Source organism: Streptomyces amakusaensis (assembly GCF_039532665.1).
Taxonomy (GTDB): Bacteria; Actinomycetota; Actinomycetes; order Streptomycetales; family Streptomycetaceae; genus Streptomyces; species Streptomyces amakusaensis.
Window position 1 is genome coordinate 36,180 of the sequence record NZ_BAAASB010000015.1, and the last position, 22,176, is coordinate 58,355.

The following is a 22,176-nucleotide window of genomic DNA, read 5'->3' on the forward strand; positions in this document are numbered from 1 at the left end:
CGCCGTATAGCCTGGGGAAATGCTGACAGAAGTCACAGCTACCCGTTACGTCACGCCCTTGCGTGAAGGCGGCTCGCTCCCGGGCATCGTCGAGGCCGACGATCTCGGTACGTATGTCATGAAGTTCACCGGAGCCGGACAGGGCCGTAAAACCCTGGTCGCCGAGGTCGTCTGCGGACAGCTGGGCCGCCGGCTCGGGCTGCGCGTCCCGGAGCTGACCGGTATTCAGCTGGACCCGGTGATCGGGCTCGGCGAGCCCGACCAGGAGGTGCAGGAGCTGCTGAAGGCCAGCGGCGGTCTCAACCTCGGCATGGACTATCTGCCGGGCTCGATCGGCTTCGACCCGCTGGCGTACGAGGTGGACCCGGCCGAGGCGGGCCGGATCGTCTGGTTCGACGCGCTGATCAACAACGTCGACCGCTCCTGGCGCAACCCCAATATGCTGGTGTGGCACGGCGATGTGTGGCTCATCGACCACGGTGCCACCATGATCTGGCATCACAACTGGCCGGGTGCGGCGGCCTCCGCCGCCAAGCCCTACGACGCCTCCGACCATGTACTGGCCCGCTTCCGGCCGGACATCCGGGCGGCCGCCGCCGAGCTGGCCCCGCTCGTCACCGAGGAACTGCTGACCGAGGTCGCCGCCGACGTCCCCGACGAGTGGCTGGTCGACGAGCCGGGCTTCGCCACCACCGACGCACTGCGCCGGGCCTATGTGGAAGCCCTGCTTCCGCGTGCCGCGTCGATCCATGCGAGGATCACGCTCGGCGAGCCCACCGCTCCGCGCCCCTCGCGCGCGCCGGGCTGGCTGACGGGCCTGCCGGACGCGGACGAGAAGGAGGCGGGGGCATGACGGGACGCGAGGTCTTCGAGTACGCGCTGCTGCGCGTGGTGCCCCGCATCGAGCGGGGGGAGTGCTTCAACGCGGGGGTGCTGGTCTACTCCCGCGCCCGCTCCTTCGTCGCCGCGCGCACCCATTTGGACGAGGCGAAGCTGATGGCCCTGGACCCCGGGGCCGATGTGGCCGGAGTGCGCGCCGCGCTCCACGCCGTGGAGTCCGTGTGCTGCGGCGGCGCGGTCGCCGGGCAGGCGGCCGGGGACGATGCCGGGCGGCGTTTCCGCTGGCTGATCGCCCCCCGTTCCACCGTCGTCCAGCCCGGACCGGTGCACACGGGGCTGACCGCCGACCCCGGGGCCGAGGTCGACCGGCTGCTCGGCCTGCTGGTGCGCTGACCGCTCTCCGGCACCGCTCCCCGCCCCGCGCCCGGTGTGCCTCCCCGGGTGATTCCGCGCGGGCCGCCCGGCGCACCCGGTGGGCCGTTGACACCGGGTGCCCGGGCTTCTAGCGTCTCGTCTGCCGAAGGTACTAAGCGGTCGCTCATCCCTGGGCGTGCGGGCTGCCGGACGAGCCGCTCCCCCGGGTGCGCGCCGCGCTCAAGGGCGAGGAGAGCCAGTATGTCCACCACCGAGCAGCGCACCGCCGTCGTCACCGGGGCGGCCCGGGGCATCGGCGCGGCGACCGCCGTACGACTGGCGGCCGAGGGCCGCGCGGTCGCCGTGCTCGACCTCGACGAGCAGAGCTGCCAGGAGACGGTCGGCAGGATCACGGAGGCCGGCGGCAGGGCCCTCGCGGTCGGCTGCGACGTCTCCGACAGCGCCCAGGTGGAGGCGGCGGTGGCGAAGGTCGCCGCCGAGCTGGGACCGCCGGTGATCCTCGTCAACAACGCCGGTGTGCTCCGCGACAACCTGCTGTTCAAGATGAGCGAGTCCGACTGGGACACCGTGATGAACGTGCATCTCAAGGGCGCGTTCCTGATGGCAAAGGCTTGTCAGGGGCACATGGTCGACGCCGGCTTCGGCCGGATCGTCTCGCTCTCCTCGTCCTCCGCGCTCGGGAACCGGGGCCAGGCCAACTACGCGGCGGTCAAGGCCGGGCTCCAGGGGTTCACCAAGACGCTCGCCAAGGAGCTGGGCAAGTTCGGCGTCACCGCGAACGCCGTCGCCCCCGGATTCGTCGTCACCGAGATGACCGCCCGGACGGCCGCCCGCGTCGGGATGGACTTCGAGGAGTTCCAGACCGCCGCCGCCGCGCAGATCCCCGTCCAGCGGGTGGGGCGGCCCGAGGACATCGCCAACGCCATCGCCTTCTTCGCGGGCGACGACGCGGGCTTTGTCTCCGGACAGGTGCTGTACGTGGCCGGCGGACCGCTCAACTGAGGGCGGGGTACCGCGAGATGACGGAGCGTGTGCCGGAGAGCGGCAGGGTCGCGCTGATCACCGGCGGCAGCCGGGGCATCGGCTACGCGGTCGCCGAGGCGCTGGTCGCGCGCGGCGACAGGGTGTGCCTCACCGGCCGGGGCGAGGAGGCGCTGAGGGAGGCGGTGGAGCGGCTCGGGGCCGACCGGGCCATCGCCGTACCGGGGAAAGCGCAGGACGAGACCCACCGGGCGGCGGCGGTGGAACGCGTCATGGAGACCTTCGGACGGGTCGATTTCCTGGTGAACAACGCGGGGACCAACCCGGTGCTCGCGCCCATGGCGGAGCTGGATCCGAATGTGGTGCGCAAGGTGTTCGAGACCAATGTGATCTCGGCGCTCGGTTTCGCTCAGCAGACCTACCGAGCCTGGCAGAGGGAGAACGGCGGTGCGATCGTGAACATTGCGTCCGTCGCCGGACTGGCCCCCTCGCCGTTCATCGGGGCCTATGGAATGAGCAAGGCGGCCATGGTGAATCTGACGCTCCAGCTCGCCCATGAATTCGCCCCCCTGGTCAGGGTCAACGCGATCGCACCGGCAGTGGTCAAGACCAAATTCGCGCGGGCGCTCTACGAGGGCAGGGAGGCCGAGGCGGCGGCGGCCTACCCGCTGGGCCGGCTCGGAATGCCGGAGGACGTCGGCGGCGCGGCGGCGTTCCTCACTTCGGACCAGTCCGACTGGATCACCGGTCAGACTCTGGTGGTCGACGGCGGGGTGTTCCTCAAGGCGGGGCTGTGAGCGGGCCCCCGCCGGGCCGCAGGTTGACCCGGCGGGGGGCTGCGGTATGGTCGGCCAACTCACGGCTGAACGAGGAGCGTGCACGTGTTCTATCGGACCTGCCTGCGGGCCGGCGCAGCCCTGGCGTCCATATCCCTGTTGGCGGGTTGCGGCCTGTTCTCAGATACGGAAGCGGGCGGCCAGAAGAAGATTTCCGTCGGGACCACCAGTGAGCCCACGACACTTGATCCGGCTGCCGCCTGGGACAGTTCCTGGGAGCTGTACCGGAATGTGTTTCAGACGTTGTTGAGTTTCCCGACCGGGAGTACGTCCCCCCAGCCCGACGCGGCCCAGAGCTGCGAGTTCACGGATGCCGCGAGCAAGACCTATGTCTGCGTGCTGAAGCCGGGTCTGGTCTTCTCCAATGGTGAGAAACTCGATGCCGCGGCCGTCAAGCACTCCATCGACCGCATCCGGCTGATCGACGTGCCGAACGGGCCCAGCGGTCTGCTCAACTCGCTCGGCAGCGTCGAGCTGGTGGGCGACCGCACGGTGAAGTTCCATCTGAAGGTCGCGGACGCCACCTTCCCCTTCATCCTCGCCACCCCGGCCGCCTCGCTGGTACCGCCCGGCGAGTACCCCCGCAACACGCTCCGCGACGACGGCCGGGTGGTCGGCTCGGGCCCCTATGTGCTGCGTTCGTACTCCAAGGGCAAGAAGGCCGAGCTGGCCGGCAACGAGACCTACGACGGCTACGCGAAGCGCCAGAACGACTCCCTGACCATCCGCTACTTCACCGACTCCGCCTCCATGGTGAGCGCGCTGCGGGAGAAGGAGATCCAGGCCACCTACCGGGGCCTGGACGCCAACGAGGTCGTGGAGCTCCAGCGGAAGAAGCCGGAGAACGAGGATCTGCGGCTGATCGAGACGGTCGGCACGGACATCCGCTATCTGGTCTTCAACGCCAAGGACCCGAACGCGGGCAAGCTCCCCGTGCGCCAGGCGGTCGCCCAGCTGGTCGACCGGGGCGAACTGGTCTCCAAGGTCTACCAGGGCACGGCCGAGCCGCTGTACTCCATGGTCCCCAAGGGCATCGTGGGGCACACCACGGAGTTCTTCGACCACTACGGCGACCCCAATGTCGCCAAGGCGCGGAAGATCCTCGCGGACGGGGGCGTCGAGACGCCCGTGCAGCTCGACCTCTGGCACACCGACCGGTACGGCTCCACGACCGCGCTGGAGTTCAAGGAGCTGAAGCGCCAGCTCGAAGCCTCGGGACTGTTCAAGATCAAGGTGACGGGCAAGCCGGAGGCCGAGTTCCTGAAGGGGTACAAGAGCGGGTCCTACCCGGTCTTCGGCCGCGGCTGGATCCCCGACTTCCCGGACCCGGACAACTATGTGGCCCCCTTCGTCGGTGAGAACAACGTGCTCGCCACCCCGTATGTGAACGACGAGATCACCAAGGAGCTGCTGCCCGCGTCCCGGCGCGAGAGCGACCGCGGCGCGGTGGCCAAGAACTTCCAGCGGGTGCAGGAGATCGTCGCCGAGGAGGTGCGGCTGCTGCCGCTGTGGCAGGGCAAGCTGTACATCGCCGTCAGCGAGGAGATGGGCGGCGGCGAGCGCGCCTTCGACCCGCAGTCGATCATGCAGATGTGGGAGCTGTACCGGAAGGCCAGCTGGTAGCGGGCCGAAGGGCCGCTCGGGGCGGCCGTTGTCAGTGCCTCCGGGTAGGTTCTGTGTTCGGTAACAGATCGCTTTCCGGAGGTTCTTGACGTGACCGACACCGACAAGCTGCCCGAGTCCTGGCGCGGCGTCCTCGGCGAAGAGCTGGCGCAGCCCTACTTCAAGGAGCTGACCGAGTTCGTCGAGGAGGAGCGGGCCAGGGGGCCGGTGTATCCGCCGCGCGAGGAGGTCTTCGCCGCTCTCGACGCCACGCCGTACGACAAGGTCAAGGTGCTCATCCTCGGCCAGGACCCGTACCACGGCGAGGGGCAGGGGCACGGGCTGTGCTTCTCGGTGCGGCCGGGCGTCAGGACCCCTCCCTCGCTGCGGAACATCTACAAGGAGATGCACACCGAGCTGGGACTGCCCGTCCCGGACAACGGCTATCTGATGCCCTGGGCCGAGCAGGGCGTCCTCCTGCTCAACGCGGTGCTCACCGTGCGGGCGGGCGAGGCCAACTCCCACAAGGGCAAGGGGTGGGAGAAGGTGACCGACGCGGTGATCAGGGCGGTCGCCTCCCGTCCCGACCCGGCGGTGTTCGTCCTCTGGGGGAATTACGCGCAGAAGAAGCTGCCCCTGATCGACGAGAGCCGGCACGTGGTGGTGAAGGGGGCGCACCCCTCGCCGCTGTCGGCGAAGAAGTTCTTCGGCTCCCGGCCCTTCACCCAGATCAACGAGGCGGTGGCGGCCCAGGGCCATGAGCCCATCGACTGGCGCATCCCCGACCTGGGCTGAGCCCGCCACCGGGACACGGGCCGGGGTCCAGCGTCCGAGCCTGTGCCGGTTTGTCCGTTGTGGGCTAGGGTCAGACAGACCCTAGCCGCGTGAGGTGTGGATCGTCGCCGCCGCTCGCCGCATGGACGTGGGAGGCCGCAGTGATGGAGCAGCAGAAGGCGTCGGAGGACGCCCTCATGACGCGGATCGGGCAGGCGGTCATGCTGCTGCACGGCGGCGACCGGGAAGAGGCGCGGAATCGGTTCGGCGTCATCTGGTCGGAGATCGGCGAGCGGGGCGACGCCCTGCACCGCTGCACCCTCGCGCACTACATGGCGGACACCCAGGACGACCCGGGGGACGAGCTGGCCTGGGATCTGCGGGCCCTGGCCGCGGCCGAGAGCCTGCGCGCCGAGGGGACGGGCGAGGAGGGGGAGCCCGCTCCCTCGGTGCGGGCCTTCTACCCGTCCCTCCATGTCAGCCTCGCCGCCGACTACCTCAAGCTCCGCAGGCCCGGCGCCGCCCGGATCCATCTCGACCGGGCGCGCGGGGTGCTGGACACCCTGGGGGACGACGGATACGGCCGGGGCGTGCGCAGCGCCTTCCAGCGGCTGGAAAGGGCGCTGGGGCCGGAGTGAGCCCCGGCCCGCACCACCGGCCCCGCCCGGCCGGGCCCCGAAGTCAGCGGCCCTGACCGCCCGCGCCGCCCGCCGATCTCCCGTACGCCTCCCGGCACATCCGCGACTCCGCGCCGCCCGGCCGCCAGCCGCCGTACGCCTCGGTCAGCGCGCACACGTCCGGCTGCGCGGCACTCCTGGTCGACGGCGCGGGCCGCGGAGTACGCCGGACGGGTACGGGAGCGGGCGCGGCCGGGGGAGCGGCCCGCCGCCGGGCCCGGGGCTCGGCGGCCGGAGGCGCGACGGCCCGGGGTACGGGCATGGGCACGGGCGGCGGCGCGGCGGGCCGCCCGGGCTCGGCGGCCCCGGCCGTCCCCGGGCCGGGCCGCGCGGCCGGCTTCCCCGGCGGGGCGTGCAGCATCTCGCGGGCCGGGCCCTGCCGGGCGATCTGCGGCCGGGCGACCGGCGGCGGACCGTCGGCCGGGACCGCGTGCCGGGGCCGCGCCTCCACGGTCACACACCCGGAGAGGGCGGGCCAGGACACGGCCCACACCGTCATCAGCAGCAGGACCTTCACCGGGACTCTCGGAGGGATCTTCACAGGGCGCACGGGCGTCACTCTGACGTGTCCCGGCCCGGCCGAAGGTCATATGGACGCCAGTTGGCCCGCACGGGTGACCCCGATCCCGTCGGCCGGCCCAGCGCCCCTCCCCGAACCGCTCGGTGAACTCTCCCGCCGCGGGCCTCCGGGACACCCGTATGCTGACCGGGCCCGGCAGGGGCACGCGGCACAACTCTGGAGGCAATTCGTGAAGGTCGGCTGCATCGGTCTCGGCGACATCGCGCAGAAGGCCTATCTTCCCGTGCTCGGCTCACTGCCGGACGTCGAGCTGCACCTCCAGACCCGTACCCCCGAGACCCTGCACCGGGTCGGCGAGACCCACCACGTCCCGGCGGAGCGCCGCCACACCGATCTGGAGTCCCTGATCGGCCAGGGGCTCGACGCGGCCTTCGTCCACGCGCCGACCGCCGCCCACGCGGGCATCGCCACGGCGCTCGTCGAGGCGGGAGTGCCCACCTATGTCGACAAGCCGCTCGCCTACGAACTGGCCGGCTCCCGGGCGCTCGTGGAGCTGGCCGAAGCCCGCGGCACCAGCCTCACCGTCGGCTTCAACCGCCGGCTGGCACCCGGCTACGCCCAGTGCCTGGACCACCCGCGCGAGCTGATCCTGATGCAGAAGAACCGCGTCGGGCTCCCCGAGGACCCGCGCACCTTCGTCCTCGACGACTTCATCCATGTCGTCGACACCCTGCGCTTCCTCGTCCCCGGGCCCGTCGAGCACACCGATGTCCGCGCCCGGACCGTCGGCGGACTGCTTCAGCACGTGGTGCTCCAGCTCTCCGGCGACGGCTTCACCGCCATCGGCTCGATGAACCACCGCAGCGGCTCCACCGAGGAGATCCTCGAAGTCTCCGGCCAGGACACCAAGCGCGAGGTGCGCAACCTCGCCGACATCGTGGACCACAAGGGACAGCCGAGCGTCCGCAGGCGCGGCGACTGGGTGCCGGTCGCCCGTCAGCGCGGCATCGAGCAGGCCGTCCTGGGCTTCCTCGACGCCGTACGCGCCGGGAAACTCCTCAGCGCCCAGGACGCCCTGAAGACCCATGAGCTGTGCGAGCTGGTCGTTCTCCGCGCCCTGGAGCAGGCCTCCTCCTGAGGAGTGCGGAGCCCCGCACCGCCGCCAGTGCCACCAGCACGGCGAGCGCGCCGCGCACCGGCCAGTCGCCGAACCGGACATGACCGGTGCTCCCGTGCGCCAGCGGTACGCCGTACACGGCGGCCGTGCTGCTCGCGGTGGACAGCGCGCGGCCGATCCGGCCGCCGTCGGGACCGTGAACCACGCTGACCCCGGTGAGCGTGGCGTGCACCGTGGTGCGGCCGGACTCGGCGGCGCGCAGCGCGGCGAGTGAGGCGTGCTGCTCGGGGGCCCAGCTGTCCTGGAAGGACGAGGTCGCCGACTGGGCCACCAGCAGCTGTGCCCCGTCCCGGACCAGACGCCTGCTCATGTCGGGGAAAGCGGACTCGAAACAGACCAGCGGACCGACGCGCGGCCCGCCGTCCGGCAGCCGCATCACCACCGGACGCTCGCCGCGCAGCCGGTCCTCGCCCGCCGCCCTGCCCACCGAGGTCGCCCAGCCGAGCAGCTTCCGGGCCGGGACGTACTCCCCGAAGGGGACCAGGCGCATCTTGTCGTAGCGGTCGCCCGTCGGCCCCTCGGGGCCCACCAGCACCGAACTCTTGAATATCCCGCCCCGGCCCGAGGCCCCGGTGCGCCGCGCGTCCACATTCACCAGCAGCGGCGCGCCCGTCGCCCGGGAGAGGGCGGCGAGCCGGGCCGCCAGATCGGGGCGCTCCCGCAGATCCGCGCCCACACTGCTCTCGCCCCAGACCACCAGGTCGAGATCCCGGCCCACGAGCCCCAGCGTCAGCTCCTCACCCCTGGCGAAGCGCCGTTCCACGCTCCCCGCGCCCTCGAACACCCCGGGCTGGACGATCGCCACCCTGGCCGTACCCGACTCCACGGGCCTCGGGGCGAAGGCCCAGAGCGCCGCTGCCGCCAGCCCGCCCAGGGCCGTACCGCAGACCACCGCGGTACGGGCCCGTGGCACCGTGATCAGCAGGACGATCGCCGTGTTCACCGCCACCACCAGCAGACTCACCAGCCACACTCCGCCGGCGGACGCCAGCCTCAGCGCGGGGGAGACCTGCCACTGGCTGGCCCCCAGCAGACCCCAGGGGCCGCCCAGCCCCTCCCAGGAGCGGAGCAGCTCGATCATCAGCCAGCCCGAGGGGAGGACGGCGAGCGCCGCGAGGGCGCGGGCCGGGGAGGGGACGCCGCCCGTCATCGAGCGGACCAGCCATCCCCAGGGGGCCCACGCCACCGCCAGCAGCGCCGCCACCACCACCAGGAAGACATGGAGGCTCGGCGTCAGCCAGTGATGGACGGCGATCATGAAGCCCATGCCGCCGAGCCAGCCCTCGAAGGCGGCCCGCCGGCCCGTCGGCGCGGTGCGTATCAGCAGCATCCACGGGACGAGGGCGGCGTACGCGAGCCACCAGAGCGACGGCTCGGGGAAGGCGAGCGCCGGGAGCGCGCCCGCGAGCAGGGCGGCGACGGCGCGCGCCGGGGGCCGCCGGGAGGCCCGGTCCGCCCGCGCGGAGCCGCCGTCCGGAGCCGTGTCCGGGCCCGGTTCCGGGCCGGTGTCCGGTTCCGGGCCGGGTTCCCGCCGTCGGGGCCGGTCCGCCGGTGTCCGCATCCCGTGCCTCCTCGTCCTGCCTCGAAGGGACGGCGAGCAGTGCCTCTCCAGTGTGGGGCGGCCCTTCGCCGGGGTCTACCCGACGCCTTCGCGCCGCCACTTCTCCCGGGTGCTCACCCCGGTCAGCCGCCAGCCCTCGTCCGTCCGCAGCAGCGCGAAGGCGCAGCGCCCGCCCAGGACGCGATCGCCGCCAGAGTCCCCGCGCAGGGTGGTGAGGTAGTCGGCCCGCACCTCCGCGCCGTCGCCCGGGTATCCGCCCAGGTCCTGGAGGCGCAGCAGCCGGTTGAGGATCAGATGCTGCTGTACGGGGAAGGCCCGCGCCGTCTCCGCCAGCCGGTCGGCGGCCTCGGCCGCCGGGCCCTCGACCCCGCCCGAGCCGCGATGGTCGACCCGGCCCTGTGGCGTGAAGAGCGCCAGATAGCCGTCCCGGTCGGCGTCGTCCACGGCCACCGCGTAGCGGGTCACCAGTTCATCGATGGCCAGCCGGTCCATCACCGTTGCGAGATCCACGCGCTGCGTCATCGGCTCAGTTTCCGGCAGCGGGGGCCCCAGGCCAAGAGCTGTGCACGCCCGGCGCGCACGGGTGTCGGGCAAACGGGCGAAGCCGTGCCGGACCGCCGGAGGCTGAGCTACCGCTTGACCGCCCTGAGGACCACGAACTTCGGGTCGCTCGCCATGACCTGGCAGCCGCCGAAGATCCGGCGCAGCCGCTGGTGGTACCCGAGGTGACGGTTGCCGACCACCCACAGCTCGCCGCCGGGGCGCAGCGCCCGGCGGGCTCCGGTGAACATCCGGAGGGCGGTGGTGTCGGTCGTCGCCCGGTGGGAGTGGAACGGCGGGTTGTTGAGCACCAGGTCGACGGAGCCGTCGGGCACCCCGGAGAGCCCGTCGCCCACCAGGAACTCGGCCTCCCGGCCGGTGGGGACGTTCTCCCGGTAGGTCGCCTCGGCGGAGGCGACGGCGGAGAACGACTCGTCGACGAAGGTCACCGACGCCCCGGGGTTGGCGAGCGCGGCGGCCGTGCCGACCACGCCGTTGCCGCAGCCCAGGTCCACGACCTTCTGGGGGCCGACCCGCTCGGGCAGGCTGCCCAGGAAGAGCCGGGTGCCGATGTCGAGCCGGTCGGCGCAGAAGATGCCGGCGTGGTTGGTGACGGTCCGGCCCGAGGCGACGCCGACGTCGGCGGGGAGCGCGTACCGCAGCGGCCAGGGGCTGGGCGTGGGGGCGAGCGCCGGATCGGGGGTGCAGAAGATCAGCCGTGCCTTGCGCACCGCGAGCGACGTCCTGGTCGGGCCGATGATCCGTTCGAAGAGCCGCAGCGTCGAGGTGTGGATCTCGCTGACCATGCCGGCCCCGATGATCACGGTTCCCGGGTGGATGCCGGGCGCGAGCCGGTGCAGCTGGTCCTCCAGCAGCGCCAGGCTCTTGGGCACCCGTACGAGCAGCACGTCGATCCGCGCGGGCGGGGTGTCGCGGGCGGAGAGCATCCGTACCGCGCCGGGATCGGCGCCGCTGCGGGCCAGATTCGCCAGGGTCGCCCGCTGGGCGAGGAAGGAGTCGGTGATCTGCACCGGGCGGTGCGCGGCCAGCGAGGTGGCCAGCGCGCCCCAGCGGTCGCCGAGGACGACCAGCGTCCCGGAGAGGTCCGGGGCGCTCTCGTCGAGCCGGCGGAGGAGGTATTCGTCGGCGGCGTCCCAGGCGCGGAGGGCGTCGCGGGGATCCTCGGGGAAGCGGGCGAGCGTGTAGTCGCCCCAAGACGTGCTCAAACGGTTCATCGTGAGCCAGGCTAGCCGAGTGCCGCGCCCGAGCCGTGCTCCCGGCGGATCCTCAGGCGGCGCGCTCGACGCTCGTGGCGTCCCCGCCGCGCTCCAGCGCCGCCGCCGCCCACTCCAGTACGAGCGCCTCGTACTCCCCTCGCCGCTCCTCGGGCAGCCGTCCGTCGGCCCACAGCTCGCGGATGCGGGCGTTGAGCTCGGCTGCGGACAAGGAGGACAAAGCAGTCTCTGACTCGCGTGGAAGGGGGGACATGCGAACAGATTACGGCCTGCCGGTGGAGCCGTCTCCCCCGTGACGGCGGCCGGTCCCGGCCCGTTCCGTCCGCGCCGTGAGCCGCTCCGCCCGCTCCCACCAGGGTGAACAGGGGGATTCCCGGCGGTGGGCGGCCGATCGCCGAGGGCGCGGGGCTTTCGGTGGTGATGTAACTCATGGGTCGCTTGCTGTGGCTTCGCTCACTGTGTCCTCGGTCCGGGGTTCCCCGGCTCCGCGTCTCCCCTTGCGGACACGCGGACATGACGTGGCGTCACGGGGAGGCCGGTGAGCCCGACTCGCCCGCGTGGGGGCTCAGCACATCCGTTCCGACCAGGATGAACAGCGCGATCCCCAGCAGTACCCGGTAGATCACGAAGGGCATGAAGCTCTTGGTGGTGATGTACTTCATAAACCATGCGATTACCGCATATCCCACAAAGAAGGCGACAACTGTCGCGAAGATCGTGGGCCCCCAGGACACATGGCCCTCGCCCGCGTCCTTCAGCTCGTACGCGCCGGAGGCGAGCACCGCCGGGATGGCCAGCAGGAACGAGTAGCGGGCGGCGGCCTCGCGGGTGTAGCCCATCAGCAGTCCGCCGCTGATGGTCGCGCCGGAGCGGGAGACCCCGGGGATGAGGGCCAGGGCCTGGCAGAAGCCGTAGATCAGGCCGTCCCTGACGCTCAGCTCCCGGAGCGTCTTGCGGGGTCTGGCCGCCCGGTGCCGCCCGCCCGACTCGTCGCGGGCGGCGAGCCGGTCGGCGACGCCGAGGACGATGCCCATGACGATCAGCGTGGTGGCGATGAGCCGCAGATCGCGGAACGGCCCCTCGATCTGGTCCTTGAGCGTGACGCCCAGCACCCCGATCGGAATCGATCCGATGATCACCAGCCAGCCCATCCGGGCGTCGTGGTCGCTCCGCATGCTCTTGTCGGTGAGCGAGCGGAACCAGGCGGACAGAATTCTGGCGATGTCCTCGCGGAAATAGATCAGTACGGCGGTCTCGGTGCCGATCTGAGTGATCGCGGTGAATGCCGCACCCGGATCGTGCCATCCGGCGAACGCGGCGGTGAGCCGCAGATGGGCGCTGGAGGAAATCGGCAGGAATTCGGTCAGCCCCTGGACGAGCCCAAGGATCAGTGCTTCGAACCACGACATGGAAAACTACGCCACCCAAGAAAAGTTCATGTCTGACGGCGCGTAGTGATTCCCGTTCATGCGCCAGTGTGTCAGGCAGCGTAGCGTTCCCAGGTGAACACGGAGTGCCGTGTTGCCTACGGGAGGAGTGCGGTCGTCTGTACGGGGCGCAGCCGGACCGGGTGACGGGAGCGACCCTCCGTCAGCCCCGGCTCAGGGCCTGCCGCTTGCGCCAGGCGAGCACCGCCGCCGCCATTCCCGTGATCACGATGAAACCCATGGAGATCAGAAAGGCGGGAGAGGTCGGGGATCCCGCTCTGGCCCCCGCCACCACGTAAGCCGTCGTATTGGGAATGGACCCCAGAGCCGTGGCCAGCAGAAAAGGCGTATAACCCATACGGGAGACGGCGGCGCAGTAGTTGGCCGCCGCGAACGGGATGCCGGGGAAGAGCCGTATCGCCAGCATCGAACGGAAACCGTGCCGGCTCAACTGCCCGTCGGCGGCCGTCAGCACCTTTCCGCGCAGCAGCGGACGCAGCGCGTCCTGGCCGAGCAGCCGGCCCAGGGTGAAGGCGATCCCCGCGCCGAGCACCGTCCCGGCGAGAGCCGAGACCAGCCCGGCCTGCGAACCGAAGAGCGCGCCCGCCGCCAGATTCAGCAGCGGCCTCGGAACGAACGCCGCCGTGCACGCCCCGTACGCCACGGCGTACAGCACCACCGCCGCCGCGCCGCTCAGCCGGGCCACGGGCCAGCCGTCCGAGAGCAGCCGCTGTGGCTCGTACAGCAGCACCATCGCCCCGGCCGACGCCAGCATGAGCATGAGCAGGGAGAATCGCGACCAGGGTGAGAGCAGCACCCGGGAGCAGCGGACGGCGAGACCGGAGGACGGCCTGGGGACGGGCTCGAACATCCGGGGAGACTAGCCGAAGGCGGATGTGATCGCCGTAATGTGAGCCGCACTACCCCCTCCCCACCCCCGGCGCGCCGAATCCGGACGTGCCGGCTCCGGCCGGGCGGCCCCGCGGGGAAAACGGCTCGACGCCCGACGCCGGGTCCGAGATCATCGTGAGCATGACCCGGCATGCCTTCCCCGCAGCGCGATCCGCAGTCGCGGACGCGCCGAAGGCCGCCGTCCTCCTCGCCGCCAGTACGGCGGTCGCCGCCGCACTCGCCCAGGCGCTGCCCCCCACCGTCCGAGGCTGACCCTTTCCGGATCGTCCGGCGGGACCCCACAGGGGGAGGGTCGGCAAGGCCTCGGGGTCCTCAGCACGCTTCGCACGACGCATCCGAGGAAGAGCCATGTCCACCACCGCCCACGCCCTTGCCAAGCCCCACCTGAACATCGGCGCCATCGGCCATGCCAGCCACGGCAAGACCGCGCTCACCGCCGCCATCGTCGAAACCCTCGGCGGCCGGAGGGCCGGAAGGGCCCCCGAGGCGGTCCGGCGCGACGGCACCACCGACATCACCCGGGTCGCGTACGAGACCGACACCCGCCGCTACACCCACATCGACCTCCCGGGCCACGCCGACCTCGTCGAGGACATGGTCGCCGGGGCCGCCCGGCTCGACGGGGCGATCCTCGTGGTCTCCGCGCCCGACGGCGTCATGCCGCAGACCGCCGAACACGTCCTGCTCGCCCGCCAAGTCGGCGTCGACCATGTGGTCGTCGCGCTCAACAAGGCCGACGCGGCCGACGACGAACCGGCCGACCTGGTCGAACGGGAGGTTCGCGAGCTGCTCACCGCCCACGGGTACGGCGGCGCCACCACCCCGGTGGTCCGCGTCTCCGCGCTCCGGGCGCTGGAGGGCGACCCCCGCTGGACCGCCTCCGTCGAGGCGCTCCTCGACGCCGCCGACACCTATGTGCCGATCCCGACGCGCTCCGTCGACGCGCCCTTCCTCCTCCCGGTCGAGAGCGCGCTCACCGTCGCCGGGCGCGGCACCGCCGTCGCCGGAGCCGTCGAACGCGGCACCGTCCGCGTCGGCGACCGCGTCCAGCTCCTGGGCCCCGGACTGGAGACGGTCGTCACCGCGCTGGAGACCTCCGGCACACCCGTGGAGTCCGCCGGGGCGGGCGACGATGTCGCCCTGTTCCTCCCCGGCCTGCCCGCGGGCGTCCTGAGCCGGGGACACACGGTCGCCGCCCCCGGCAGCGTCACCCCCGGCCGGCGCTTCACCGCGCGGGTGCAGCTGCTCTCCGCCCGCGAGGGCGGCCGTACGGCCCCGATCGCCACCGGCCGCCGGCCGAGGTTCCTCCTCCGTACCGCGGGGGTCGCCGGCGGCGTCGACCTCGGCGGGAGCGCCGGGAACGGCACCGCCCGGCCCGGTGAGACGGTCTCGATGACCGTGGAGCTGGACCGCGCCGTCCCCCTGGAGCCCGGACTCGGCTTCGCCGTCCGCGAGGACGGCCGAACCGTCGGCGCGGGCACCGTCACCGCGCTCCTGTAGGAGGGGGACGGCACGCGCTCCGCCTCCCGCGCACCCCGTGGGAGGCGGAGCCGCCCGGCGTATGACAATGGGGCCGTGGACGAGCCCGTACCCGTGACCCGGCCGGTGGATCACGGCACCGCCAAACTGATGCCCGATGTCGACCGGGCGCGCGCCTGGCTGCTGACCGTCGACGGCGCGCCCCAGTCGTACGTCGACCTGGACGACCCCACCGACCTGGAGTTCGAGTACACCCGGCGGCTCGCCCACGTCATCGACTGCCACGCCCCCGCCGGAGAGCCGCTCGACGTGCTCCACCTCGGCGGCGGCGCGCTGACCCTGCCGCGCTATGTCACCGCCACCCGGCCCGGCTCCCGCCAGCAGGTCGTGGAGGCGGACCGAGGACTCCTCGCGCTGGTCATGGAGGTGCTGCCGCTGCCCGGGGGATCGGCGACCGAGCTGCACACCGCCGACGCCCGGGAGTGGATCGAGCGGGCCCCCGCCGACTCCGCCGACATCGTCGTCGCCGACGTCTTCAGCGGCTCACGGATCCCCGCGCAGCTCACCTCGGTCGAGTACGCGCGCGCCGCCGACCGGGTGCTCCGCCCCGGCGGCGTCCACGCGGCCAATCTCGCCGACGGCGCGCCCTTCGGCTTCCTCCGGTCCCAGCTCGCGACCTTCGGGGCGGTCTTCCCGCAGCTCGCGCTGATCGCGGAACCCGCCGTGCTGCGCGGCCGGCGCTTCGGCAATGTCGTGCTGCTCGCCTCGCACGCCCCCGTCGACCTCGCGGCGCTGTCCCGCCTCGCCGCGGCCGACCCCTTCCCGGCGCGGGTCGAGGACGGCCCCGCGATCGCCCGGCTGGCGGGCGGCGCGTCCCCCGTCGTGGATCTGGACGCGCGGGCCTCGCCGGAGCCGCCCGCCGGCTCCTTCGGCATCGGCTGACCCGCGACCCGCGACCCGCGACAGCGCCCGCGACCGTCAGTTCGTCGCCTCTCCCGCCGTCCGGAGCGTGCTCAGGATCCGCAGGACCGTCGCGTCCGGAATCTCGTCCGGGACACCCTTGGCGGCGTAGAGCACCCAGGTCCGGAACTCGCCCGTGGCGTCCTTGAAGGTGAAGGCGACCGACTTGCCGTCGGTGGCGCACTTCGAGGTCTTCCGCACCCCGGTCGCCGTCGCCGTGGAGATGCTCCCCTTCAGCCCGGACGCGGTGGTGTGGGGCTTGGCCGGGGTGATGTCGACGGTGCCCTTGGGCTCCTTCTGCGCGTACGCGCCCCACACCCAGATGCCCGCCTCGTTGTAGGCGGCGGTCCCGGTGTCCCTGGCCCCCTTGCCGCCCTTGGTGCCGGCCGAGGCCAGCCCGGAGGTCTCCGGCACCCCGTCCTTGTTCGCGTCGGCGGTGCACCACGAGGGGGCGAGATGGGCCGGGGCCGACATGGTGACCAGCGGAACGCCGCCGCCCTTCTTCTGGTCCTCCAGGAAGGTGCTCATCCCCGACGAGGGGATCTCCCACTCCGCCGGGACGTCGAACCGGGTGCCGTGCTTGGGGTTGGTGACGACCTTCCAGCCCTTGACCGTCGGCACGGCGTCCGCGTCCGTCGCGCTGCGCGGGTTCTCCTCCGTGGCGCCGACGGTTCCCCCGTCGCCCGGCTCGGACGGCTCGGACGGCGCGGGGTCCGAGGCCGCCGCGACGCCGCCCTTGCCGGACGAAGGCCCCCCGTCCGGCGCTCCGTCGTCCTTGAGCACGACCACCCAGGTGACGGCCGCCGCGGCGACCACGGCCGTGGCGGCGACGGCCGCGATCAGCGCGGTCCGCCTCCGCCCCTCACGCGGCGGCTCGGGGGAGCCGGGCGGGGGCCCGGCTCCGTACGGCGCGACGGTCGGCGCCGTGTAGGGGTTGGGCTGCTGATATCCCGGCTGGAGATAGGGATTCGCAGGCTGTCCCGGCTGCTGGTACGGGTTGGGCTGCTGCGGGTTCTGGCCCCCGGGCGGCTGCTGTTCTGGCCACATGGCCAGTAACCATAGTTCGTGCCGCCGAAGTTCCGGCCGTTCGCCGTGTACCAGCCGCCTCCCGGGCCTGGGAAGGGATGGCCAAGTCGACTACCCGTCGGTAACATCTGCCGCCATGAGCGCTGATCAGATGTCCGTCGGCGAGATGCTCGCCGCGACCGTCCCCATGGCCAAAACCCTCAATCTGGAGTTCCTGGAGACCACGGCCGAGCGCGCGGTGCTGAGACTGCCGGACCAGAAGGACTTCCACAACCATGTCGGCGGGCCGCACGCCGGCGCGATGTTCACCCTGGCCGAGTCCGCGAGCGGCGCGATCGTCCTCGCCGCCTTCGGGAAGCTGCTGGACCGGGCCGTGCCGCTCGCCGTCAAGGCGGAGATCGGCTACAAGAAGCTCGCGATGGGCGAGGTGACGGCGACCGCGACCCTCGGCAGGCCGATCGCCGACATCGTCGCCGAACTGGACGCCGGCGGCCGGCCGGAGTTCCCCGTCGACATCGCCATCCGGCGCGCGGACGGCGCGGTGACCGGCGAGATGTCGATCCTCTGGACCCTGCGCCCGCACTCCTGATCATCCGCTGGGTAGGCTGCCCGGCGTGCGCCGGAGGGGCGCGCGCCGGGAGGGGAGCTGACGATGACGGCCGGTGCGTGGATCGCGGGAGTGGGCGGGCTGGAGCCGGAGATCGCGGCGGAGGCGTTCACCGCGCACGGTTCGGTGGTCGTCGGCGAGGTCTCGCTGGCCCCGGGGGCGAGCGTCTGGTACCACGCGGTGCTCCGGGCCGACTGCGGCCCGATCGTCATCGGGGCCGACTCCAACATCCAGGACAACTGCACGGTCCATGTCGACCCCGGCTTCCCGGTGACCGTGGGCGAGCGGGTCTCCGTGGGTCACAACGCGGTCCTGCACGGCTGTGAGGTCGAGGACGACGTGCTGATCGGCATGGGCGCGACCGTGCTCAACGGCGCGCACATCGGGGCCGGTTCGCTCGTCGCCGCCCAGGCGCTGGTGCCGCAGGGCATGCGGGTCCCGCCGGGCTCCCTGGTCGCGGGCGTGCCCGCGAAGGTCAGACGGGAGCTGACCGAGGAGGAGCGGGCCGGGATCACCCGTAACGCCGCCCTGTACCGGGAGCTGGCCGCCGCGCACCGCGAGGCCGTCCCGGTGCGGCCCGCCGCCGCCCCCGCCGCCCCGAAACGACAGTAAGCAATCAGATTCGGCCAGGACCCCTCTATACGTGGCCGATGAATGATCATTAACGTGGTGTGCGTACTCCGTTACCGCCGAGGGAGCGTTCATGGTCACCGCACAGCAGATTCCGGACATCCTGTCGCCCGAGTTCGCCGAGGACCCCTACCCGGTGTACCGCGCGATGCGCGAGAGCGCCCCCCTCCTGTGGCACGAGCCCACCCAGAGCTATCTCCTCTCCCGCTACGCGGACATCGAGCGCGCCTTCAAGGACAAGGAGTCGCTCTACACCACCGACAACTACGACTGGCAGATCGAGCCCGTCCACGGCAAAACGATTCTCCAGCTCAGCGGGCGCGAACACTCGGTACGCCGGGCCCTGGTCGCCCCCGCCTTCCGGGGCGCGGATCTGCGGGAGAAGTTCCTCCCGGTCATCGAGCGCAACGCCGACGAACTGATCGACGCCTTCCGCGACAGCGGCGAGACCGATCTCGTCCGGTCCTTCGCCACCCGCTTCCCCGTCAATGTCATCGCCGACATGCTCGGCCTCGACAAGGCCGACCACGAGCGGTTCCACGGCTGGTACACCGCCGTCATCGCCTTCCTCGGCAACCTCGCCGGGGACCCGGAGGTCGCGGCTGCGGGCGAGCGCACCCGCGTCGAATTCGCCGAGTACATGTTCCCGATCATCCGCGAGCGCCGCGAGAACCTCGGCGACGATCTGCTCTCCACCCTCTGCGCCGCCGAGATCGACGGGGTGCGGATGAACGACGAGGACATCAAGGCCTTCTGCAGCCTGCTGCTCGCGGCCGGCGGCGAGACCACCGACAAGGCGATCGCCGGAATCTTCGCCAATCTGCTCGCCCATCCCGAGCAGCTCGCCGCCGTGCGCGAGGACCGGAGCCTGATCGACCGGGCCTTCGCCGAGACGCTGCGGTACACCCCGCCGGTCCATATGATCATGCGTCAGACGGCGGCCGAGGTGACCGTCAGCGGTGGCGTCATCCCCGCCGGATCCACCGTCACCTGTCTGATCGGCTCCGCCAACCGGGACGGCGAGCGCTACCGCGACCCGGACTCCTTCGACATCTTCCGCGACGACCTCACCGCGTCCACGGCCTTCTCCGCCGCCGCCGACCATCTCGCCTTCGCGCTCGGCCGCCACTTCTGCGTCGGGGCGCTGCTCGCCAAGGCCGAGGTGGAGATCGGCGTCGGACGCCTGCTCGACGCCATGCCCGGTCTGCGGCTCGCCGAGGGCTTCGAACCCAGGGAGCAGGGCGTCTTCACCCGGGGCCCGGCCTCGCTGCCGGTGCGGTTCACCCCCGTACGGGACTGAGCCGGCCGCTCCCCGTGAGACTCACCGCACCACCGGGGTGAAGCTCACGGGGAGCGCGGTCAGCCCCCGCATCCAGATCGACGGACGCCAGGTCAGCTCCTCCGGCTCCACCGCCAGCACCACGTCCGGCAGCCGCTCCAGCAGCGTCTCGACCGCCGTGCGGGCGATGACGTCGGCGAGCAGCGGCGCGGGGTAGGGGCAGCGGTGCTCGCCGTTGCTGAAGGAGAGATGGGCGGAGTTCTCCGCGCCGATATGGCCCTCGGGCCAGATCTGCGGATCGGTGTTGGCCGCCGCGAGCCCCAGCACCAGACAGTCCCCGGCCCGGATCTGACGGCCGCCGAGCTGGGTGTCGCGCACCGCCCACCGGCCGATGAAGTTCTGGGTGGGGGTGTCCAGCCAGAGCACCTCGTTCAGCGCCTGGCCGACGCTGAGCCGGCCGCCGGAGACATTGAGCGCGAAGCGGTCGTCGGTCAGCAGCAGCCGCAGCGAGTTGCAGATCCAGTTGGCGGTCGGCTGCTGGGCCGCCGCGATGATCGAGATCAGATCCTGGACGATCTCCTCGTCCGTCAGCCCGGCCGGATGGGTCAGCATCCGCGAGGTGACGTCCGGCCCGGGCGCGGCCCGCTTCTCCTTGACCAGCCGCTGGATCCGCTCGGCGACCCTGCCGTACGCGGCCACCGGGTCGTCGCCCTCCCGGGCGTCCAGGGAGATCCGCAGATCGGTCACCAGATCCTCGGTGTCCTCGCCGCCGGCCGGCATTCCGCACATCTGGACGGCCGCCCGCATCGGCAGGGCATGGGCGTACGAGGCCATCAGCTCGGCCCGGCCGCTGCCCGCGAAGGAGTCGATCAGCTGATGCGCGATCGACCGGCACCACTGGGCCAGCTCGAACTGGTCGACGCCCTCCTCCAGTGCCTGGGTGATCACACCCGCCCGGCGCTGGTGCTCGGCCCCCTCGGTGAACAGCACCGACGGCTGGTGGCCGACGTACGGCATCAGCGGCCAGTCGGGCGGGATGACCGGCCACTGGTTCCAGCGCCGGGAGTCACGGGCGAACAGCTCGTCGTGGGCGGTGACATAGGTGACCTCGGCGTAGCCGAGCACCAGCCACGCCGGAACATTGCCGTCCAGCACGATCGGCGCGACCGCGCCGTGCTCCCGGCGCATCGTGCGGTACAGCTCCGAGGGCGACTGCTGGTACTCGAGACCGCTGAGGGGGACCGCGCCCTGATGGGCCGGGCAGCCCGGGGGCGGCGCGCCCCCGGACAGACGGGGATCGGATCCGGTGAGTTCGGTCATGGTGTCATCTCCCTGGCCCTGGCCAGTTCGCGAAGGTGGTCGACAAGGCTGATCAGAACCTGCTTGCCGGACGAGCGGACCCGGGCGTCGCACTCGATCAGCGGCACATGGTCGGGCAGGGCCAGCGCCTGGCGGATCTCCTCCAGCGAGAAGGAGGCGTGATCGCCGTCGAAGCGGTTGACCGCCACCACGAACGGGGTCCGATGGTGCTCCAGCCGGTCGACGGCGTACCAGGAGTCGCTCATCCGCCGGGTGTCGACCAGCACGACGGCCCCGAGCGTCCCGGAGAACAGCCCGTCCCACAGAAACCAGAATCTCTCCTGGCCCGGTGCGCCGAACAAGTACAGGACCATCCGGTCGTTGAGGGAGATCCGGCCGAAGTCGAACGCCACCGTGGTCGTGGTCTTGGTGAGACCGGCCGGTTCGTCGACCCCGATGCCCGCCTGTGTCATCACCTCCTCGGTGTTCAGCGGACGGATCTCGCTGACCGACTTCACCAGCGTGGTCTTCCCCACCCCGAAGCCGCCCACGATGACGATCTTCAGTCCGGTGTCGGCGGATGCGGCCAGCGGGGTACGGCTGGGCAGTTCAGAGATTGCGGAGTCCAAGGAGCACCTCCTCCAAGAGGGATGAATCGGGCAGATCGACGAGTGAGCGCCCGGCTCTGGGGTGTCGGGCGGTGATGCGCCCCGTCGACAGCAGGTCGCCCAGCAGGATCCGTACCACCGTCACCGGCAGCCTGAGCTCCGCCGAGATCTCCACGACGGCGATCGGCCGCTCGCACAGCTCCAGGATGCGGACATGCTCCGACTGCATCCCGGGCGACGGCCGGCACTCGCTGACGACCAGGGTCACCAGGTCAAACTTCTCGTCGTCGGCTCGGCTGCGGCCACCGGTGACGGTGTAGAGCCGGTCGGGGTCACCCAGATCGACGGGGCGGCGTGTCATGACAGCCGGGTCTCCGACGGTGTGCGCGGTTCCGCCCGCAGATACTCGCCGATCTGCTCGACCAGCTCGGTCATCTGGTGCCCCACCGCGCCGGGGTCGGCCCCGTCGTCGGCGACGACCGCCAGATGCGCGCCGGCCCCCGCCTCCACGATGAAGAGCAGGCCGCCGTGGAACTCGGTCATCGAGTGCCGCACCCCGCCGCTGCCGTTGCCGAACTCGACGGACGCGCCCTGGGCCAGGGCCTGGATGCCCGAACAGATCGCGGCGAGCTGATCGGCCTGGTCGAGCGTCAGATGCGGGGTCCAGCAGAGTTTGAGCCCGTCACGGGAGAGCACCAGCGCGTGCCGGGTGCCCGGAGTCCGTTCGAGCAGGCTTTCCAGTAGCCAGGTCAGGCTGTTGTCGGTGGTCTGCATGGTCTGCGTGGGCCCGGTGTCGCCGGACGGTCCGGTCACCGGCCCCTGCCTCCTGTC

The 22,176-nt window shown here is 71.9% G+C and carries 26 protein-coding genes; 14 read left to right on the forward strand and 12 right to left on the reverse strand.

The window, feature by feature from the left end; all coding sequences use genetic code 11:
* Positions 1-19 precede the first annotated feature (19 nt).
* The 7 genes from ABD371_RS25165 to ABD371_RS25195 all read left to right on the forward strand — a co-directional run bounded on the left by ABD371_RS25165 (position 20) and on the right by ABD371_RS25195 (position 6,046).
* The gene (locus tag ABD371_RS25165) at positions 20-853 is read left to right on the forward strand and encodes a HipA family kinase (protein WP_344480620.1); all 834 of its coding nucleotides are present in this window, start codon (positions 20-22) and stop codon (positions 851-853) included.
* A complete protein-coding gene (locus ABD371_RS25170) occupies positions 850-1,233 on the forward strand; it encodes a DUF3037 domain-containing protein (RefSeq protein ID WP_344480623.1) in 384 nt (127 codons plus the stop codon). Before ABD371_RS25165 ends, ABD371_RS25170 begins: the two co-directional genes overlap by 4 nt.
* A gap of 222 nt (positions 1,234-1,455) precedes the next feature.
* The gene (gene fabG / locus ABD371_RS25175; RefSeq protein WP_344480626.1) at positions 1,456-2,217 is read left to right on the forward strand and encodes a 3-oxoacyl-ACP reductase FabG; all 762 of its coding nucleotides are present in this window, start codon (positions 1,456-1,458) and stop codon (positions 2,215-2,217) included.
* A 17-nt stretch (positions 2,218-2,234) separates the two neighbouring features.
* Positions 2,235-2,993 carry an SDR family oxidoreductase gene (locus tag ABD371_RS25180; RefSeq protein WP_344480629.1) on the forward strand — a complete coding sequence of 253 codons (759 nt, stop codon included), beginning with the start codon at positions 2,235-2,237 and terminating at the stop codon, positions 2,991-2,993.
* An 84-nt stretch (positions 2,994-3,077) separates the two neighbouring features.
* Positions 3,078-4,655, forward strand: a complete 1,578-nt coding sequence (locus ABD371_RS25185; protein WP_344480632.1) for an ABC transporter substrate-binding protein — start codon at positions 3,078-3,080, stop codon at positions 4,653-4,655.
* A gap of 90 nt (positions 4,656-4,745) precedes the next feature.
* Positions 4,746-5,429: a uracil-DNA glycosylase gene (locus ABD371_RS25190; protein WP_344480635.1), complete on the forward strand. Its 684-nt coding sequence runs from the start codon at positions 4,746-4,748 to the stop codon at positions 5,427-5,429.
* 143 nt (positions 5,430-5,572) lie between these two features.
* A complete protein-coding gene (locus tag ABD371_RS25195; protein ID WP_344480637.1) occupies positions 5,573-6,046 on the forward strand; it encodes a hypothetical protein in 474 nt (157 codons plus the stop codon).
* 43 nt (positions 6,047-6,089) lie between these two features.
* Here the strand turns inward: ABD371_RS25195 and ABD371_RS25200 are convergent, their stop codons facing one another.
* Complete coding sequence (locus ABD371_RS25200) at positions 6,090-6,635, reverse strand: hypothetical protein (RefSeq protein ID WP_344480639.1); 546 nt, start codon at positions 6,633-6,635, stop codon at positions 6,090-6,092.
* A 199-nt stretch (positions 6,636-6,834) separates the two neighbouring features.
* Between ABD371_RS25200 and ABD371_RS25205 the strand changes: the two genes are divergently transcribed.
* A complete protein-coding gene (locus ABD371_RS25205; RefSeq protein WP_344480642.1) occupies positions 6,835-7,743 on the forward strand; it encodes a Gfo/Idh/MocA family protein in 909 nt (302 codons plus the stop codon).
* On the opposite strand, the gene lnt is transcribed toward ABD371_RS25205, so the two are convergent.
* From lnt to ABD371_RS25235, 6 genes are all read right to left on the reverse strand, one after another.
* The gene (gene lnt / locus ABD371_RS25210; protein WP_344480645.1) at positions 7,664-9,343 is read right to left on the reverse strand and encodes an apolipoprotein N-acyltransferase; all 1,680 of its coding nucleotides are present in this window, start codon (positions 9,341-9,343) and stop codon (positions 7,664-7,666) included. The genes ABD371_RS25205 and lnt overlap by 80 nt on opposite strands.
* Before the next feature lie 75 nt (positions 9,344-9,418).
* A complete protein-coding gene (locus ABD371_RS25215; RefSeq protein WP_344480648.1) occupies positions 9,419-9,865 on the reverse strand; it encodes a nuclear transport factor 2 family protein in 447 nt (148 codons plus the stop codon).
* A gap of 107 nt (positions 9,866-9,972) precedes the next feature.
* Positions 9,973-11,118: a methyltransferase gene (locus ABD371_RS25220; protein ID WP_344480651.1), complete on the reverse strand. Its 1,146-nt coding sequence runs from the start codon at positions 11,116-11,118 to the stop codon at positions 9,973-9,975.
* A 52-nt stretch (positions 11,119-11,170) separates the two neighbouring features.
* Positions 11,171-11,329, reverse strand: coding sequence for a hypothetical protein (locus tag ABD371_RS25225; RefSeq protein WP_344480654.1), 159 nt, complete (start codon positions 11,327-11,329; stop codon positions 11,171-11,173).
* Positions 11,330-11,642: 313 nt separating this feature from the next.
* Positions 11,643-12,527 (reverse strand): undecaprenyl-diphosphate phosphatase, encoded by an 885-nt coding sequence (locus tag ABD371_RS25230; RefSeq protein ID WP_344480656.1) that lies wholly within the window; start codon positions 12,525-12,527, stop codon positions 11,643-11,645.
* Between the two features lie 181 nt (positions 12,528-12,708).
* A complete protein-coding gene (locus ABD371_RS25235; RefSeq protein WP_344480659.1) occupies positions 12,709-13,416 on the reverse strand; it encodes a TVP38/TMEM64 family protein in 708 nt (235 codons plus the stop codon).
* Between the two features lie 161 nt (positions 13,417-13,577).
* Between ABD371_RS25235 and ABD371_RS25240 the strand changes: the two genes are divergently transcribed.
* The 3 genes from ABD371_RS25240 to ABD371_RS25250 all read left to right on the forward strand — a co-directional run bounded on the left by ABD371_RS25240 (position 13,578) and on the right by ABD371_RS25250 (position 15,878).
* Positions 13,578-13,709, forward strand: a complete 132-nt coding sequence (locus tag ABD371_RS25240; RefSeq protein ID WP_344480662.1) for a hypothetical protein — start codon at positions 13,578-13,580, stop codon at positions 13,707-13,709.
* A 96-nt stretch (positions 13,710-13,805) separates the two neighbouring features.
* Positions 13,806-14,957, forward strand: a complete 1,152-nt coding sequence (locus tag ABD371_RS25245) for a GTP-binding protein (RefSeq protein WP_344480665.1) — start codon at positions 13,806-13,808, stop codon at positions 14,955-14,957.
* 75 nt (positions 14,958-15,032) lie between these two features.
* The gene (locus ABD371_RS25250) at positions 15,033-15,878 is read left to right on the forward strand and encodes a spermidine synthase (RefSeq protein WP_344480668.1); all 846 of its coding nucleotides are present in this window, start codon (positions 15,033-15,035) and stop codon (positions 15,876-15,878) included.
* Positions 15,879-15,914: 36 nt separating this feature from the next.
* Here ABD371_RS25250 and ABD371_RS25255 read toward each other — a convergent pair whose 3' ends face one another.
* The gene (locus ABD371_RS25255; RefSeq protein ID WP_344480672.1) at positions 15,915-16,943 is read right to left on the reverse strand and encodes a DUF8017 domain-containing protein; all 1,029 of its coding nucleotides are present in this window, start codon (positions 16,941-16,943) and stop codon (positions 15,915-15,917) included.
* 115 nt (positions 16,944-17,058) lie between these two features.
* Between ABD371_RS25255 and ABD371_RS25260 the strand changes: the two genes are divergently transcribed.
* The 3 genes from ABD371_RS25260 to ABD371_RS25270 all read left to right on the forward strand — a co-directional run bounded on the left by ABD371_RS25260 (position 17,059) and on the right by ABD371_RS25270 (position 19,459).
* Positions 17,059-17,511 carry a DUF4442 domain-containing protein gene (locus ABD371_RS25260; RefSeq protein ID WP_229869392.1) on the forward strand — a complete coding sequence of 151 codons (453 nt, stop codon included), beginning with the start codon at positions 17,059-17,061 and terminating at the stop codon, positions 17,509-17,511.
* Between the two features lie 63 nt (positions 17,512-17,574).
* Entirely contained in the window at positions 17,575-18,141 is a 567-nt protein-coding gene (locus ABD371_RS25265; protein ID WP_344480683.1) for a gamma carbonic anhydrase family protein, read from the forward strand.
* A 91-nt stretch (positions 18,142-18,232) separates the two neighbouring features.
* The gene (locus tag ABD371_RS25270; protein ID WP_344480690.1) at positions 18,233-19,459 is read left to right on the forward strand and encodes a cytochrome P450; all 1,227 of its coding nucleotides are present in this window, start codon (positions 18,233-18,235) and stop codon (positions 19,457-19,459) included.
* A 21-nt stretch (positions 19,460-19,480) separates the two neighbouring features.
* Here the strand turns inward: ABD371_RS25270 and ABD371_RS25275 are convergent, their stop codons facing one another.
* From ABD371_RS25275 to ABD371_RS25290, 4 genes are read right to left on the reverse strand one after another with little or no spacing between them, the layout of a single operon-like run.
* Positions 19,481-20,758 carry a cytochrome P450 gene (locus tag ABD371_RS25275; protein WP_344480695.1) on the reverse strand — a complete coding sequence of 426 codons (1,278 nt, stop codon included), beginning with the start codon at positions 20,756-20,758 and terminating at the stop codon, positions 19,481-19,483.
* A complete protein-coding gene (locus ABD371_RS25280) occupies positions 20,755-21,366 on the reverse strand; it encodes a GTP-binding protein (protein WP_190126118.1) in 612 nt (203 codons plus the stop codon). The genes ABD371_RS25275 and ABD371_RS25280 overlap by 4 nt, the downstream gene beginning before the upstream one ends.
* Positions 21,347-21,706, reverse strand: coding sequence for a DUF742 domain-containing protein (locus tag ABD371_RS25285; protein WP_190126119.1), 360 nt, complete (start codon positions 21,704-21,706; stop codon positions 21,347-21,349). The genes ABD371_RS25280 and ABD371_RS25285 overlap by 20 nt, the downstream gene beginning before the upstream one ends.
* Positions 21,703-22,119, reverse strand: coding sequence for a roadblock/LC7 domain-containing protein (locus ABD371_RS25290; RefSeq protein WP_344481246.1), 417 nt, complete (start codon positions 22,117-22,119; stop codon positions 21,703-21,705). Before ABD371_RS25290 ends, ABD371_RS25285 begins: the two co-directional genes overlap by 4 nt.
* Between the last annotated feature and the right edge of the window lie 57 nt (positions 22,120-22,176).

What these genes read in the sequence shown, in the direction of transcription:
- lnt (WP_344480645.1), bottom strand. Translation starts at nt 9,343, where the DNA reads ATGCGGACACCGGCGGACCGGCCCCGACGGCGGGAACCCGGCCCGGAA.
- ABD371_RS25255 (WP_344480672.1), bottom strand. Translation starts at nt 16,943, where the DNA reads ATGTGGCCAGAACAGCAGCCGCCCGGGGGCCAGAACCCGCAGCAGCCC.
- ABD371_RS25235 (WP_344480659.1), bottom strand. Translation starts at nt 13,416, where the DNA reads ATGTTCGAGCCCGTCCCCAGGCCGTCCTCCGGTCTCGCCGTCCGCTGC.
- ABD371_RS25290 (WP_344481246.1), bottom strand. Translation starts at nt 22,119, where the DNA reads ATGCAGACCACCGACAACAGCCTGACCTGGCTACTGGAAAGCCTGCTC.
- ABD371_RS25245 (WP_344480665.1), top strand. Translation starts at nt 13,806, where the DNA reads ATGTCCACCACCGCCCACGCCCTTGCCAAGCCCCACCTGAACATCGGC.
- ABD371_RS25195 (WP_344480637.1), top strand. Translation starts at nt 5,573, where the DNA reads ATGGAGCAGCAGAAGGCGTCGGAGGACGCCCTCATGACGCGGATCGGG.
- fabG (WP_344480626.1), top strand. Translation starts at nt 1,456, where the DNA reads ATGTCCACCACCGAGCAGCGCACCGCCGTCGTCACCGGGGCGGCCCGG.
- ABD371_RS25260 (WP_229869392.1), top strand. Translation starts at nt 17,059, where the DNA reads ATGAGCGCTGATCAGATGTCCGTCGGCGAGATGCTCGCCGCGACCGTC.
- ABD371_RS25240 (WP_344480662.1), top strand. Translation starts at nt 13,578, where the DNA reads ATGACCCGGCATGCCTTCCCCGCAGCGCGATCCGCAGTCGCGGACGCG.
- ABD371_RS25170 (WP_344480623.1), top strand. Translation starts at nt 850, where the DNA reads ATGACGGGACGCGAGGTCTTCGAGTACGCGCTGCTGCGCGTGGTGCCC.
- ABD371_RS25220 (WP_344480651.1), bottom strand. Translation starts at nt 11,118, where the DNA reads ATGAACCGTTTGAGCACGTCTTGGGGCGACTACACGCTCGCCCGCTTC.
- ABD371_RS25265 (WP_344480683.1), top strand. Translation starts at nt 17,575, where the DNA reads ATGACGGCCGGTGCGTGGATCGCGGGAGTGGGCGGGCTGGAGCCGGAG.
- ABD371_RS25215 (WP_344480648.1), bottom strand. Translation starts at nt 9,865, where the DNA reads ATGACGCAGCGCGTGGATCTCGCAACGGTGATGGACCGGCTGGCCATC.
- ABD371_RS25230 (WP_344480656.1), bottom strand. Translation starts at nt 12,527, where the DNA reads ATGTCGTGGTTCGAAGCACTGATCCTTGGGCTCGTCCAGGGGCTGACC.
- ABD371_RS25270 (WP_344480690.1), top strand. Translation starts at nt 18,233, where the DNA reads ATGGTCACCGCACAGCAGATTCCGGACATCCTGTCGCCCGAGTTCGCC.
- ABD371_RS25275 (WP_344480695.1), bottom strand. Translation starts at nt 20,758, where the DNA reads ATGACCGAACTCACCGGATCCGATCCCCGTCTGTCCGGGGGCGCGCCG.
- ABD371_RS25165 (WP_344480620.1), top strand. Translation starts at nt 20, where the DNA reads ATGCTGACAGAAGTCACAGCTACCCGTTACGTCACGCCCTTGCGTGAA.
- ABD371_RS25180 (WP_344480629.1), top strand. Translation starts at nt 2,235, where the DNA reads ATGACGGAGCGTGTGCCGGAGAGCGGCAGGGTCGCGCTGATCACCGGC.
- ABD371_RS25285 (WP_190126119.1), bottom strand. Translation starts at nt 21,706, where the DNA reads ATGACACGCCGCCCCGTCGATCTGGGTGACCCCGACCGGCTCTACACC.